Annotated in this window: 12 protein-coding genes; 9 read left to right on the top strand and 3 right to left on the bottom strand. The window is 62.9% G+C overall.

What is annotated here, in order from left to right; translation table 11 throughout:
* Positions 1 to 154: 154 nt before the first annotated feature.
* Positions 155 to 511 carry a 6-carboxytetrahydropterin synthase QueD gene (queD, locus tag D7325_RS08425; protein WP_120995131.1) on the bottom strand — a complete coding sequence of 119 codons (357 nt, stop codon included), beginning with the start codon at positions 509 to 511 and terminating at the stop codon, positions 155 to 157.
* Positions 512 to 653: 142 nt separating this feature from the next.
* Between queD and D7325_RS08430 the strand changes: the two genes are divergently transcribed.
* Both D7325_RS08430 and D7325_RS08435 read left to right on the top strand, forming a co-directional pair.
* Entirely contained in the window at positions 654 to 1,970 is a 1,317-nt protein-coding gene (locus D7325_RS08430) for a Na+/H+ antiporter family protein (protein WP_120995132.1), read from the top strand.
* Positions 1,971 to 2,048: 78 nt separating this feature from the next.
* On the top strand, positions 2,049 to 3,140 hold the full coding sequence (locus D7325_RS08435; RefSeq protein ID WP_120995133.1) for an AI-2E family transporter: 1,092 nt from the start codon (positions 2,049 to 2,051) through the stop codon (positions 3,138 to 3,140).
* A 32-nt stretch (positions 3,141 to 3,172) separates the two neighbouring features.
* Here the strand turns inward: D7325_RS08435 and D7325_RS08440 are convergent, their stop codons facing one another.
* Positions 3,173 to 5,152, bottom strand: coding sequence for a PhoX family protein (locus D7325_RS08440; RefSeq protein WP_120995134.1), 1,980 nt, complete (start codon positions 5,150 to 5,152; stop codon positions 3,173 to 3,175).
* A 176-nt stretch (positions 5,153 to 5,328) separates the two neighbouring features.
* Here D7325_RS08440 and D7325_RS08445 point away from each other — a divergent pair, with 176 nt between their 5' ends.
* The 7 genes from D7325_RS08445 to D7325_RS08475 all read left to right on the top strand — a co-directional run bounded on the left by D7325_RS08445 (position 5,329) and on the right by D7325_RS08475 (position 13,429).
* Positions 5,329 to 6,060 (top strand): response regulator, encoded by a 732-nt coding sequence (locus tag D7325_RS08445; RefSeq protein WP_120995552.1) that lies wholly within the window; start codon positions 5,329 to 5,331, stop codon positions 6,058 to 6,060.
* Positions 6,047 to 7,519: an ATP-binding protein gene (locus D7325_RS08450; RefSeq protein WP_120995135.1), complete on the top strand. Its 1,473-nt coding sequence runs from the start codon at positions 6,047 to 6,049 to the stop codon at positions 7,517 to 7,519. Before D7325_RS08445 ends, D7325_RS08450 begins: the two co-directional genes overlap by 14 nt.
* A 138-nt stretch (positions 7,520 to 7,657) precedes the next feature.
* Positions 7,658 to 8,905 carry an ABC transporter substrate-binding protein gene (locus tag D7325_RS08455; RefSeq protein WP_120995136.1) on the top strand — a complete coding sequence of 416 codons (1,248 nt, stop codon included), beginning with the start codon at positions 7,658 to 7,660 and terminating at the stop codon, positions 8,903 to 8,905.
* Between the two features lie 130 nt (positions 8,906 to 9,035).
* Positions 9,036 to 9,956: a carbohydrate ABC transporter permease gene (locus D7325_RS08460; protein ID WP_120995137.1), complete on the top strand. Its 921-nt coding sequence runs from the start codon at positions 9,036 to 9,038 to the stop codon at positions 9,954 to 9,956.
* A complete protein-coding gene (locus D7325_RS08465; RefSeq protein ID WP_120995138.1) occupies positions 9,949 to 10,794 on the top strand; it encodes a carbohydrate ABC transporter permease in 846 nt (281 codons plus the stop codon). The genes D7325_RS08460 and D7325_RS08465 overlap by 8 nt, the downstream gene beginning before the upstream one ends.
* Before the next feature lie 32 nt (positions 10,795 to 10,826).
* On the top strand, positions 10,827 to 11,981 hold the full coding sequence (locus D7325_RS08470) for an ABC transporter ATP-binding protein (protein ID WP_120995139.1): 1,155 nt from the start codon (positions 10,827 to 10,829) through the stop codon (positions 11,979 to 11,981).
* Positions 11,982 to 12,208: 227 nt separating this feature from the next.
* Positions 12,209 to 13,429 carry a maltoporin gene (locus D7325_RS08475; protein WP_120995140.1) on the top strand — a complete coding sequence of 407 codons (1,221 nt, stop codon included), beginning with the start codon at positions 12,209 to 12,211 and terminating at the stop codon, positions 13,427 to 13,429.
* A gap of 92 nt (positions 13,430 to 13,521) precedes the next feature.
* Here the strand turns inward: D7325_RS08475 and D7325_RS08480 are convergent, their stop codons facing one another.
* Entirely contained in the window at positions 13,522 to 14,382 is an 861-nt protein-coding gene (locus D7325_RS08480; protein ID WP_120995141.1) for a MurR/RpiR family transcriptional regulator, read from the bottom strand.
* Positions 14,383 to 14,426 lie beyond the last annotated feature (44 nt).

Raw genomic sequence — 14,426 nt, forward strand, 5'->3', positions numbered from 1 at the left:
AGCAGTGTTTACGACGCCGGTAAGCGTCGCCGCCGCGTGGATCCTCATCGGATAGCCTTGCGTCAGCTGGCTACCGAGCTCCATGCGCAGAGTCGTGGTTCAGCTGGAGCCAGGACATTGTCGGCGGTCCTGCGGATTGAATATCTTTGGCTAATTAAGAGCCTTCATAAATACAGCCGCTTGTACAAGTCTCATGAATGCGGATCCTGGAAAGCTCTGGCAGTTCAGGCTTCAGGCGATTCCATATCCATATAGCAAGGTTTTCGCTGGTTGGGTTTTCAAGCCCGTCGATGTCATTCAAATAGTTATGATCAAGCTGCTCGTAGATAGGCTTGAAAATGGCTTTCAATTCCGCGAAATCTTTGATCCAGCCCGTGTGTGGGTCGACTATTCCCGAAATATAGATGGCGACTCGAAAAGAGTGTCCATGCAGCCGTCCGCATTTATGACCCTGAGGCACATTAGGCAATCGGTGTGCTGATTCAAAAGTGAATTCTTTGAATATCTCCATGACTATCTCGATCTAAGGTTAAAGACTGTTTCACCGCACGAAAAAGCTCTTCGTCGAGCCCAAAAGATGTAAAGGATAACTTGACCACCACTATTCTGCGCATGAGAATCGCGCCTTTTTTAGCGGTCTTGCAGGGGGCGGCGTGAATTCAGTAACAGTGGCGGTCGGCGTGATGTTAGTGCTCAGCCTATGCCGAGTGCACGTGGTGGTGGCTTTGATCGTTGGGGCATTCGTCGGGGGAACGCTGGGTGGCCTGGGGATGGATGGCTCGCTTGAGGCCTTCAATAAGGGGCTCGGCAACGGCGCTACGGTCGCTTTGTCCTATGCGTTGCTGGGTGCCTTCGCGGTTGCGATCGGCAAGTCCGGGCTGGCTGATGTCGTAGCCGAGCATGCCTTGCGTCTCATCGGTCGAGAGAGCCAAAAATCGACTCATGCGGTGAAATGGGCCATTTTGCTGATCCTCTTGGCGGTGGCAATCGCTTCGCAGAATATTCTGCCGATCCACATTGCCTTCGTGCCGCTACTGGTTCCGCCGCTGTTGCTGGCCATGCAAAAACTGCGAATCGATCGGCGGATGATTGCCTGCATCATTACGTTCGGACTGATCACGCCATACATGCTGTTGCCGGTGGGATTTGGCGCCATCTTCCTGAATGAGATCCTTCTCGGGAACGTCGCTACTGCCGGCCTCGATGTAAGCGGCGTAAATGTCATGGAGGCCATGGCCATTCCCGCCGCTGGCATGGTGCTGGGTTTGCTGGTTGCCATTCTGATCAGTTATCGGGCGCCGAGAGACTACGCCGAGCCTAGCGTTGGCTCATCCATCCGAGTGACGAAGCGTTCCCCCATGACTTTGGTCGTTGCATTGATCGCAGTGGCCGCCGCCTTTGTCGTCCAGCTTTGGCTCGACTCCATGATCCTTGGCGCGCTCGCTGGATTTCTGCTGTTCGCGACATTTGGCGGCGTGCGTTGGCGTGAAGCAGACGATCTCTTTACCGAAGGCATGAAGATGATGGCCATGATCGGCTTCATCATGATCGCCGCGTCCGGCTTTGCGGAGGTGATGAAGGCGACCGGCGACGTAAAGGTGCTGGTCGACGATGCTGCTGAATGGGTCGGCGGGAGCCGTGCGTTGGGGGCTCTGTTGATGCTGGTTGTCGGATTATTGGTGACCATGGGCATCGGCTCTTCGTTCTCCACGGTGCCCATCATCGCCGTCATATTTGTGCCGCTGGGTATGACACTCGGCTTCAGCCCATTGGCCATCGTTAGCCTGATCGGCACGGCGGGAGCGCTCGGGGACGCTGGCTCGCCAGCATCCGATTCGACGTTGGGACCGACCGCCGGATTGAATGCCGATGGCCAGCACAGCCATATCTGGGACACCGTCGTTCCGACCTTTCTGCACTACAACCTGCCGCTGCTGGTATTCGGTTGGATAGCCGCCATGACGCTTTGATCGCGCTGTCATGTGAGCGATAGCACTCGCTCTGCCAGATGTTGACTAAAAAGGAACTTCCGTTTTCAGGTTCCTTGCATGGCCAACTCCACACTCGAGCAGCGCGTCTTTCTCTGGCTGCTGGTTGCAGTATCCATTGCCTTTGGCTGGATACTGCTGCCGTTCTACGGAGCGGTGTTCTGGGCCGTCATCCTTGCGATTCTCTTCGCGCCATTGCAGCGTTGGTTATCGAGCAAACTCAATGGCAAGCCCAATATCACGGCGCTGGCCACGCTGCTGATCGCCCTGCTGGTTGCGGTGCTGCCCATGATCGTCCTGGCCGGATTGCTGGTTCAGGAGGGCGCGGAGATTTACCGGCGCATCGAAAGTGGCGACCTGGACGTGGCCGGCTATGTCGCTCAGGCCAGGCAAATGCTGCCGGCCTCCATCGAGGAACAGCTTGTCAGGTTCGGTCTTGGCGACGTAGAGAGCATGCGAGAGCGCCTGGCGAGCGGCGCGCTGGAAGCCAGTCGCTTTCTGGCGACCAAAGCGTTCAGTTTTGGCCAGGGCACCTTTCAGTTCTTGGTCAGTTTCTTCCTGATGCTCTATCTGTTGTTTTTCTTCATTCGTGATGGCCGCGACCTCGTGGCGAAGATCAAGCGGGCCATTCCACTCAGCGATAACCAGAAGCGCCGGCTGTTCGGAAAATTCACCCGCGTGGTGAGGGCGACCGTGAAGGGAAACGTTGTGGTAGCCGCCACCCAGGGTTTGCTCGGCGGTGCGATCTTCGCCTTGTTGGGCATTCCGAGCGCGCTGCTCTGGGGGGTTCTGATGGCCTTTCTGTCGCTGCTACCCGCCGTTGGCGCCGCCCTTATCTGGACGCCGGTTGCCATCTTCTTTCTGATGAGCGGATCAATCTTGCAGGGGATCGTGCTGACCCTGTACGGCGTGCTGGTCATTGGATTGGTAGATAATCTGCTTCGCCCCATCCTGGTGGGCAAGGACACCAAGATGCCGGATTACGTCGTCTTGATTTCCACGGTCGGCGGGTTGGCCCTGTTTGGGCTGAACGGCTTCGTCATCGGCCCATTGGTCGCCGCGCTGTTCATTTCTGCCTGGGGGCTGTTCACGTCGCCGGAAGCGGCAAAGCCGGCACGGCCCGGTGGCGGGAGAGGCTCCTTCGGGCCCTGAACGTGCTGTTGCACGCCCAGGGCCGGCTTCGGTTACATCAGGCGACGCCCATCCTGCCGCGTGACCACGACGGTCGACGAGCGCGGCCGCTTGCCGGGACCATCCGGCCACTCGCTCCGGAAGACGTCGGGTGTCGAGCCTTCGCCGGGATGCTGGATATTGACGAACAGCGTGCGGAAGTCGGGCGTGGCGGTGATCCCCGTCACTTCGGCACCCTTCGGTCCGACCAGGAAGCGCTTGGTCTCGCCGCTCTTCGGATCCGAGACGAGCATCTGGTTGTTGCCAAAAGGACCGGCGTTGAGCTGGCTGCCGCTCATGTCCGTCTGGATCCACAGCCGTCCCTCATCGTCGAACCACAACCCGTCCGGGCTGGCCATGATGTTGGTCGCATCGAGCGGCTTGCCTTGCGGGCTGCGACTATCGTCTTCCGGTCCGGCCAGCAGGTACAGGTCCCAGGTGAAGGCCTGGCCCGCATGATGCTTGTCCTGTTCCTTCCAGCGGATGATATGGCCGTAGGGATTCGGTGAGCGGGGGTTGGCGGGATCGGCTTCGGTGCGCGCCGTGTTGTTGGTCAGCGTGAAATACACCTCGCCGCTGTTCGGATTCACCGCGCCCCACTCAGGACGATCCATTCGGGTGGCGCCCGCGATGTCAGCCGCAAGGCGCGTATTGATCAGCACCTCGCCCTGATCGGCGAAGGTCACGCCGGCGGCCTGGCAGGCGGCCTGAAACGCCGGGTCGGCAACGTCCAACGCGAGCCATTGGCCGCTGCCGTCCGGGTTGAACCGGGCGACGTACAGGGTGCCTTCGTCGAGCAGCGAACCGTTGCTGCGCATCGGCCGATACGCGTCACGGCTGACGTACTTGTAGATGTATTCGTTCTGCGAGTCGTCGCCGGAGTAGCAGACCAGCGGCCGGCCAGGGCGCGCGGGCGCGAAGACGACCCCCTCATGAGCGAAGCGACCCAACGCCGTGCGCTTCACCGGGACCGACGTGGGATCGAACGGATCGATCTCGACGATCCAGCCGAAGGTGTTCGGCTCGTTCCGGTAATCACCCGTAGCCGATTCGGCGCGCGGTGTTGCATCGAAGCGCTCGAATTCGTCGCCAGGAATCGTTTCCCAGCCGTAGCGGCCTGCTTCGCCGACGCCGTAGCGGCTCAGCTCACGCGGCTGCGTTTCGGCGCGGTAGGCAAAGTAACCGGCCCAGTTTTCTTCGCATGTCAGGTAGGTGCCCCACGGCGTAAAGCCGTTGGAGCAGTTGTTCAGCGTGCCGCGCGTCGAGGTTCCGCTCGGGCTGTAGCGGGTTTTCATCAGCGCATGGCCACGCGCCGGCCCGCTGAGCTGCATGGGTGTCGCCCCGGTAACGCGACGGTTGCGCGAGGACGGCTGCTGCGACCAGTTACCCCGCACGTCGCGGCGCAACTCAACCACCGAGACACCGTGTGCGTTGATTTCCTTGCGCACCTCCTCGGCACTGACACGGCGGCCATTGACCACGGTCGGGCCGTTGGGGTGCAACAGGGGCGCATCGATGTATTCGTGGTTCAGCACCAGCAGGCCGTGGTCGCTCGATCGGCCACGTCCACCCTGTGCATCGATCGGGAAGAAATGCATGCCGTCATGGTGCATGCCGGTCTGTTCGGCCTGGTCCTGCGCGCTGTTGCTCGCGTCTTCCAGGTAGGCCGGATAGCGCCCGGTGATCGGCGTTCCCCACGGAATCAGGACATTGGCGACGTAACCGGACGGCACGGTGATGGTATCGGCACGGGTGACGCCGACTGGCTCGAACGGTACGCGCGAGCGCCGGGCGAACGGTGGTAGGGCTGCAGTGCGGCTGGCGGCCTCGCCGGTCGACGGCAGGGTGACGCCCAGAAAAGCGAGTGCGCCCAGGGCCGCGCCACCGGCGACCACCTTGCGGCGGCTCTGGTCGATGACGTCCTGAATGTGCGGGTTGCCCGAGTGATTGCTCGGAATCTCGTCCCCGTTTCCGAAAAGAATGTCGTTGCGCATGATGACGCGGCGGCTCCATGAGGTAGGTTAATCGACGGAACCTTGACGCTACGCGGCCAATGCGACAACGCTATGACAGCCTCGTCGACGCAAGACAAGGACCGATACCGCTCCGACCGGTTGACTTCATGGCATTCGACGCCATGCTTGCCGGCGGACCAAAGAAGGAACGCCCCGTGACCCAAGCCGGCAAGACCATCCTGCTGGTCGATGACGATCAGGAAATCCGCGACCTGCTGGACGCTTACCTCAGCCGCTCCGGCTTCAACGTACGCAGCGCGCCGGACGGCAGCAGCTTTCGCGCCGCGCTCGGCGAATCCCCGGCCGATCTGGTCATCCTGGATGTCATGCTGCCCGACGAAGATGGCTTCAGCCTGTGTCGCTGGGTTCGCCAGCACGAACGCCTGGCGCAGATGCCGATCATCATGCTCACGGCCAGCTCGGACGAAGCCGACCGGGTCATCGGGCTCGAACTCGGCGCCGATGATTACCTGGGCAAGCCCTTCAGTCCCCGTGAACTGCTCGCCCGCATCAAGGCGCTGCTGCGCCGGGTGCATTTCAGCCAGGAGCGCACCAGCGACGTGCTGGCGTTCGACGACTGGCGGCTCGATATGGTCAGCCACCGGTTGTTCCACCGCGATGGCGAGGAGACCTTCCTGTCGGGCGCGGACTTCGCGCTGCTGAAGCTGTTCCTGGACCATCCGCAGCAGATCCTCGATCGCGACACCATCGCCAATGCGACCCGCGGGCGCGAAGTGATGCCGCTCGATCGCATCGTCGACATGGCCGTCAGCCGGCTCCGGCAGCGCCTGCGCGACACCGGCAAATGCCCGCGGCTCATCCGCACGGTTCGTGGCAGCGGCTACCTGCTGGCGGCGAACGTGACGCCTTGCCATGCCAGCGACTGAGCGGCCGCGTCGGCGCTGGCGGTTCGTGCCGCATTCGCTGCTGGGTCGAATGCTGCTCCTGACCTTGCTTGCCGTGCTGATGGCGCAGGGCTTGTCGAGTCTGATCTGGCTCTCTCAACTGCGCGCCAGCCAGATGGAAGGGTTGCGTACCAGCGCCCGAAGCCTCGCCCAGTCGATGGCGGCGAGCGTGTCCTACTTTCGCTCGCTGCCCCTTGGCTATCGGCCGCTGGTTCTCGACCAGCTGCGCAGCATGGGGGGGACCCGGTTCTTCGTTTCGCTGAATGACAAGCCGTTGGAAATGCGCATGCTGCCCGAGACGCCCCGCAAGCGCGCCGTGCTCAACGAGGTCGAGCAAGTGCTGCGCCAGCGCTTGGGACGTGCCGTCGACATGACGATCGAATTCGTCAGCCCGGACGATCTGCGAATCTTCAATGGCGGTCTGAAGCTCGATGAACTACCGCCGTCGTGGGCGCACTATGCGCTCGGCTTCGAGCCACTGGCGCCGCCGATCCTGGTCACCCAGATCCAGATAGGCCCGGGCGAGTGGCTGTACCTGGCATCGCTGATGCCGGCGCCCTATGTCAGTCTCGAGAACGAAGGGTTACCGGTGCAGCAGCTCTGGTTCATCATGCTGACCAGCGGCTTTCTGCTGTTGTTCATCGGTCTTCTGGTGCGCTGGCAGAGTCGGCCGCTCAAGCGCCTGGCCGCCGCGGCGCGCGACATGTCCGTCGGCGACCAGACGGACCCGCTGCCGGAAGCCGGCGGCAGCGAGGTGATCGAAGTCAGCCGCGCGTTCAACAATATGCGCGATCGCATTGGCCGCTACGTGGCCGAGCGAGGCCAGCTGTTCAGCGCCATCTCCCATGATCTGCGTACCCCCATTACCCGCCTGCGATTGCGTGTCGAGCTGCTGGACGACGAGGCCCAGCAGGCGAGCTTCACCCGTGATCTCGACGAGCTGGAGCTGTTGGTCAAGGGTGCCTTGCAGTGCGTGAAGGACACCGACATCCACGAGAACATCGAGCCGGTCGATCTCAACCAGTTGATCCGCTACATCGTCGAGCCGTACCTGCCGCCTGAAGGCGATGGGCGGGTGACCCTGGAGGGCAGGGCGCTCAGGCCATATTCCGGCAAGCCGCTCGCGCTCAAGCGCTGCATCGGCAATGTGCTGGATAACGCGTTGAAGTACGGCGAGCGCGCTCACCTGCTGATCGAAGACGACAAGCATGCGCTGACCCTTCATGTGGACGACGAGGGGCCTGGCGTGCCCGAGCAGCGGCAGGAAGAAGTCTTCGAGCCGCACGTTCGTCTGGCAGGGCAGCAGCAAGGCTACGGCCTCGGCCTGGGGATCGCCCGCAACATCGCCCACGCCCATGGCGGCGAAGTAAGCCTGCGCAACCTGCGCGAAGGCGGCCTTCGCGTGACGCTGCGCCTGCCGCGCCGCCACGAGCAGGCGTGACCTTGCTCGCCGTTATGTAACAAGGCCGTGACCTTTGCCTATCCCTTCGTTACCCAAGCGCGCACAGCGCGCGCCTAGACTCCCTCTCAGCGCGAGCCGGCTGGCTTGCTGCATAACAACAAAAAGGAATGTCCGAACATGAAAGCGATCCATCGCCTGGCTCTTGCCGTTTCACTCGCACTTCCCCTTTCCGCCCTCGCTGGCGAGGTCGAGGTCCTGCACTGGTGGACTTCCGGCGGCGAAAAGCGTGCCGCAGATACCCTTCGGCGTCTGGTCGAAGAAAAAGGCCACACTTGGAAGGACTTTGCCGTTGCGGGCGGCGGCGGCGAGGCTGCCATGACCGTTCTCAAGACCCGCGCCGTTTCCGGCAATCCTCCTTCGGCCGCACAGATCAAGGGCCCTGACATTCAGGAGTGGGGCGAGCTGGGCCTGCTGGCCAACCTCGATAACGTCGCCGAACAGGGCAAGTGGGAGGAGCTGCTGCCCAAGCAGGTCGCCAAGGTCATGCAGTACGACGATTCCTACGTCGCCGTGCCGGTCAACGTGCACCGCGTCAACTGGCTGTGGATCAACCCGGAAGTGTTCGAGAAGGCCGGCGCGAAGCCGCCCAAGACGCTGGACGAATTCTGGGCCGCCGCCGACAAGCTCAAGGCGGCTGGCTTCATCCCGGTCGCGCATGGCGGGCAGCCGTGGCAGGACGGCACGGTGTTCGAGGATTTCGTGCTCAGCATTCTTGGCCCGGAGGACTACCACAAGGCCTTCGTCGAACTCGACGAAGAGGTGCTGACCAGCGACAAGATGGTCCAGGCATTCGCGGCCCTGAAGAAGCTGCGCGAGTACATCGACCCGGACGCCGCCGGCCGGGACTGGAACCGCGCCACCGGCATGGTCATCGACGGCAAGGCCGGCATGCAGATCATGGGTGACTGGGCCAAGTCCGAGTGGACGGCTGCCAACAAGGTCGCCGGCAAGGATTATCTCTGCGTGCCGTTCCCCGGGACGCAAGGCAGCTTCGCCTACAACATCGATTCGCTGGCGATGTTCAAGCTCAACGACGAAGAAAACCGCAAGGCGCAGGAAGACCTCGCACGAACCGTGCTCGAGCCTGAATTCCAGCAGGTGTTCAACCAGAACAAGGGCTCCATTCCGGTACGCCTGGATCAGGACATGTCCGAGTTCGACAGCTGCGCCCAGCAGTCGATGGCCGACTTCAAAGAGGCGGCGAAGGGCGAAGGGCTGCAGCCGAGCCTGGCGCACGGCATGGCGGCATCGAGCTATGTGCAGGGCGCGGTGTTCGATGTCGTGACCAACTTCTTCAACGATCCCGAGGCCGATCCGAAGCAGGCAGCCAAGCAACTGGCCGCCGCGATCCAGGCCGTGCAGTAAAGGACGCGACCGCCGGCATCCCCGGCGGTCGCCGATCGATCCGTTCCTTCGTTACACGCGATTCGGGTGCGCCCGCGGCTGGCGTTCGTCCACACGATGCCTTCCTCACCCGGCGCCCCAGGAGTTCGTCATGAGTTCAGTTGCCGTACCAACGCCCAAGGCGGTCCATCGGTCATCGATGGACTGGCTCCAGGCATGGCTTCCCAAACTGGTGTTGGCCCCGAGCGTGGTGATCGTGCTCGTCGGCTTCTATGCCTACATCCTCTGGACGCTCTTGCTGTCGTTCACCAACTCGCGGTTCATGCCGAGCTACAAGTGGGTGGGGCTCGATCAGTACCTGCGTCTGATGGAGAACGATCGCTGGTGGGTGGCCAGCCAGAACCTGTTGGTCTTCGGCGGGTTGTTCATTGCGATCAGCCTGCTCATCGGCGTGGTGCTGGCGGTATTGCTGGACCAGCGCATCCGCCAGGAGGGCGCGATCCGCACCATCTATCTCTACCCCATGGCGCTGTCGATGATCGTCACGGGCACCGCCTGGCAGTGGCTGCTCAACCCCGGGCTCGGGCTGGACAAGCTGCTGCGCGACTGGGGGTGGGAGGGCTTCCGCTTCGATTGGCTGGTGGATCCGGACCGGGTGGTCTATTGCCTGGTGATCGCCGCGGTCTGGCAGGCATCGGGTTTCGTCATGGCACTGTTTCTGGCGGGGCTGCGTGGTGTTGACCAGTCGATCATTCGCGCCGCCCAGGTCGATGGCGCCAGCCTGCCGACCATCTACCTGCGAATCGTCCTGCCGAGCCTGCGCCCGGTGTTCTTCAGCGCGCTCATGATCCTCGCCCACATCGCCATCAAGAGTTTCGACCTGGTCGCCGCGATGACCGCCGGCGGTCCCGGCTATGCCTCCGACCTGCCGGCCATGTTCATGTACACCCACACCTTCACCCGCGGCCAGATGGGGCTGGGGGCGGCCAGCGCGATGCTGATGCTGGCTGCGATCCTCGCCATCCTGGTGCCGTATCTGTACTCCGAGCTGAGGACCAAGCGCCATGAGTAACGCCGCGCTGCAACCGCGCCTGAGTGCCGGACGGATCGCCATCTACGCCACGCTGCTGCTGGCCTGTGCGGTCTACCTGATTCCGCTGATCGTTATGCTGCTGACCAGCTTCAAGACGCCCGACGACATCCGCACGGGCAACCTGCTGACCTTGCCGGAGAGCTTCACGGTCATCGGCTGGGTGAAGGCCTGGGCAGCGGTGAATGGGTATTTCTGGAACTCGGTGAAAATCGTCGTCCCCGCCGTACTGATCTCGACCTTGCTTGGCGCGCTCAACGGTTACGTGCTGTCGATGTGGCGCTTCCGCGGTTCGCAGCTGTTCTTCGGACTGCTGCTGTTCGGCTGCTTCCTGCCATTCCAGGTGATCCTGCTGCCGGCGTCCTTCACGCTCGGCAAGCTCGGCCTCGCCAACACCACCACGGGGCTGGTGCTGGTCCATGTCGTGTACGGCCTGGCCTTCACCACGCTGTTCTTCCGCAACTTCTACGTCAGCGTGCCCGAGGCGCTGGTGCGCGCGGCACGACTCGACGGGGCGGGCTTCTTCACCATCTTCGGGCGCATCCTGCTGCCGATGTCGGTGCCGATCATCATGGTCTGCCTGATCTGGCAGTTCACCCAGATATGGAACGACTTCCTGTTCGGCGTCGTGTTCGCCAGCGGCGACACCCAGCCGGTCACGGTGGCGCTCAACAACCTGGTCAACACCAGCACCGGTGCCAAGCAATACAACGTCGACATGGCCGCGGCCATGATCGCCGGGCTGCCCACGCTCGTGGTGTACGTGCTCGCCGGCAAATATTTCCTTCGCGGACTCACGTCCGGCGCGGTCAAGGGCTAGCCGCTCGTCGCGGTGTGCCAAAGGAGACAGACATGGCTTCCCTCGAATTACGCAACGTCAACAAGCGCTACGGCCAGGGCCAGGCGGATACGCTCAAGAACATCAACCTTTCGATCGACTCCGGCGAGTTCCTGATCCTGGTCGGGCCGTCAGGGTGCGGCAAGTCCACGCTGATGAACTGCATCGCCGGGCTGGAGAACATCAGCGGCGGCGAAATCCTTGTGGAGGACCAGCCCATCAGCGGCATGAGCCCCAAGGATCGCGACATCGCGATGGTGTTTCAGTCCTACGCGCTGTACCCGACGATGAGCGTGCGCGACAACATCGCGTTCGGCCTGAAGATGCGCAAGGTTCCCCAGGCGCGCATCGATGAAGAGGTGGAGCGGGTCGCCAAGCTGCTGCAGATCGAGCATCTGCTGCACCGCAAGCCGTCGCAGCTGTCCGGCGGCCAGCAGCAGCGCGTCGCGATGGGGCGCGCCCTGGCGCGGCGGCCGAAGATCTACCTGTTCGACGAGCCCTTGTCGAATCTCGACGCCAAGCTGCGGGTCGAGATGCGCACCGAAATCAAGTTGATGCACCAGCGCCTGAAGACCACCACGGTCTACGTCACCCACGACCAGATCGAGGCGATGACGCTCGGCGACAAGGTCGCGGTGATGAAGGATGGGATCATCCAGCAGTTCGCTACCCCGCAGGAAATCTACAACAGCCCGGCCAACCTGTTCGTCGCCAGCTTCATTGGCTCGCCGCCGATGAACTTCATCCCGCTGCGCCTCCAGCGCCAGGGTGCGCGCTGGGTTGCGGTACTCGACAGCGGCCAGGATCGCTACGAGTTGCCGTTGAGCGTCGAAGACGGCCAGTCGCTCGAAGGCCGGGAGGTGATTCTCGGCATCCGGCCGGAACAGATCACCGCGGCGAACGAGGGGGGGCCGGCCTTGCGCGCCGAAGTGCAGGTCGTCGAACCCACCGGGCCGGACACGCTGGTATTCGTCAGCCTCAACGAGGTGAAAGTCTGCTGCCGCCTGGCGCCCGATGCGGCGCCGCGTGCAGGCGAAAGCCTCGCACTGCAGTTCGATCCGGACCGTGTCCTGCTGTTCGACGCCAACACGGGCGAGCGGCTGAGCAAGGCACCCGAGCACATACCCGCCGGGCAGAGCGGCAACATCGCACAGTTCGCCGCGCGTTGAGCGTGGCAGGAGGCGTGTAAAAAAGGCCGGATCGACGGCCGCCAGCGTACCGGCGGCCCTGGCTTGGAGGTGGTATTCATGTTTTCCGTCGCGGGCAGCGTGGAGCGAACGCCCGCGGGCGGCAACAGTCGAACCGCAGCGCGCTCGCGCGCCTTGCGGGTCGGGTAGGAGGGTCGTATCGGCCCGATCCAACAGCAGCAAGAAAAATAAGAGCTAATGGAGTGGATATGAACAAGAAGACACGTTTGGCCCTCGCGGTCTCGCTGGCAGGTCTCGCCCTGCCATTCGCGGCGCAGGCGCTGGAATTCACCGGGTACGTGCGTAGCGGCATCGGCGAATCCACGGCGAGCGGTTCGCAGGCCTGTTTCCAGCTACCCGGCGCGCCCTCGAAGTATCGTCTGGGTAACGAGTGCGAGCAGTATGCCGAGCTCGGCCTGACGCAGGATCTCGCCACGCTGGACGACGGTTCCGTCGTGAGCGTGACGGGCATGGCCGCGCTCTACAACGAATACGACCACACGCCCAAATTCACCGGCGACCACGGCTGGGCTCGCCTGGTCCAGGCCTATGCCGAGTGGAGCAAGATTCCGGCGCTGTACAACGGCTCGCTATGGGCCGGCCGGCGGTTCTACAAGCGTAACGACATTCATATCTCCGACTTCTACTACTGGAACCAGAGCGCCACCGGCGCCGGCATCGAGGACATGGAAATCGGCGGCCTCACGTACAGCTACGCCTTTTCCCGCAAGGACAACGTCTTCCAGGAGAACTACACCAACCGGCACGATTTCAACGTCGGTGGCTTCGACAGCAACCCGGGCGGCGAGCTCGAGATGGGGATCAGCTACATCGCCGATCCCGATCGCGGCGATTCCAACAGCGGCTGGGCATTCACCGTCCAGCACACTCAGGACGGCTTTCTCGGTGGCAGCAACACCTTCGCCGTTCAGTACGGCGTCGGCCCGGGTACCGGGCTGGGCTATACCGGCGACGTAACGCTGGACGACACCGCCAAGAGCTGGCGCGTCGTCGAATACTTCGACTGGCAGGTGACTCCGCGTTTCGGCGGCCAGTTCCAGGTCGTCTATCAGAAGGACACGCGCGAGGGCGGCGGCGATCAGGATTGGCTGTCCATCGGCGTCCGTCCGAGCTACGCGCTGACCGAGCAGTTCAAGCTCGTCACCGAAGTCGGCCATGACCAGATCGATGCCAGCGAAGGTACGCGCAAGCTGACCAAGTTCACCATTGCGCCCACCTGGTCACCCGCAGGTCCGGCGTTCTGGGCGCGTCCGGAAATTCGCCTCTATTACACCTATGCGCAGTGGAACGATGAGGCCCAGGCCGCGGCCAACCGCCTCGCCGCCGGCTCGGCGCTCTCCGATACCGGCACGTTCGGCGGCGATCAGCACGGCTCGAACTTCGGCGTCCAGGTGGAATATTGGTGGTAAGCGGTTTTCGCGAGGGGCAGCGGGACGCTTGACGGCCCGCCACGCGACTTGGAGGTTGGAGGCGACGGGCTCCAGCCTCTTTTTTTTGCCGGTCAGCCTTCGGTCGGGTAGCGCGTGGCCAGCAGGCTTTCCTTGATCTTGCGAAGGTGCGGCTGGAAGTCCACCCCCCGGCGCAAGGTGACGCCTGCCGCCAGCGCATCCAGCACCGTCAGCTGGATGATGCGTGACGTCATCGGCATGTAGATGTCGGTGTCTTCCGGCAGTGGAATGTCGAGGCTCAGCGTACACACCTTCGCCAGCGGCGAGCCGGCCGCGGTCAGCCCGAGGACCGAGGCACCGTTGTCCCGGGCGATGCGTGCGACTTCCACCAGCTCACGGGTGCGGCCGGTGTAGGAAACGATCACGAACAGCTCACCGGTATGCGCGACCGAGGCCAGCATGCGCTGCATCAGCACATCGGCATGCGCCGTCACGGGCAGGTTGAAGCGAAAGAACTTGTGCTGCGCATCCAGCGCCACGGGTGCCGACGCGCCAAGGCCGAAGAAGTGGATCTGCCGGGCCTGGATCATCAGGTCGACGGCGCGGCTGACCAGCTGCGGATCGATGCTCTTGCAGGCGGCATCGAGCGAGGCGATCGCGCTGCCGAAGATCTTGCGGGTATAGGCTTCCGGGCCGTCATCCGCCTCGACCGCCCGGCTGACGTACGCCGCACCGCTCGCCAGGCTCTGGGCCAACTGGATCTTCAGCTCCGGGTAACCGCTGACGCCGAAGGATCGGCAGAAGCGGTTGACCGTCGGCTCGCTCACCCGAGCCGCCTGGGCGAGGGCGGCGATGCTATAGCGCGTCGCTTGCTGGGGATCTTCGAGAATCACCTCGGCGACCTTGCGCTCGGCCTTGTTCAAGGCCTCCAGTCGATTTTTGATCTGCTCGAGAAGATTTCTACCGTGATCCATGTCTGTTCCTTGGAGAGGGCCTTTCTGGGTGGAGATCATACCGG

It is taken from the genome of Stutzerimonas urumqiensis, from assembly GCF_003640395.1.
Classification (GTDB): Bacteria; Pseudomonadota; Gammaproteobacteria; order Pseudomonadales; family Pseudomonadaceae; genus Stutzerimonas; species Stutzerimonas urumqiensis.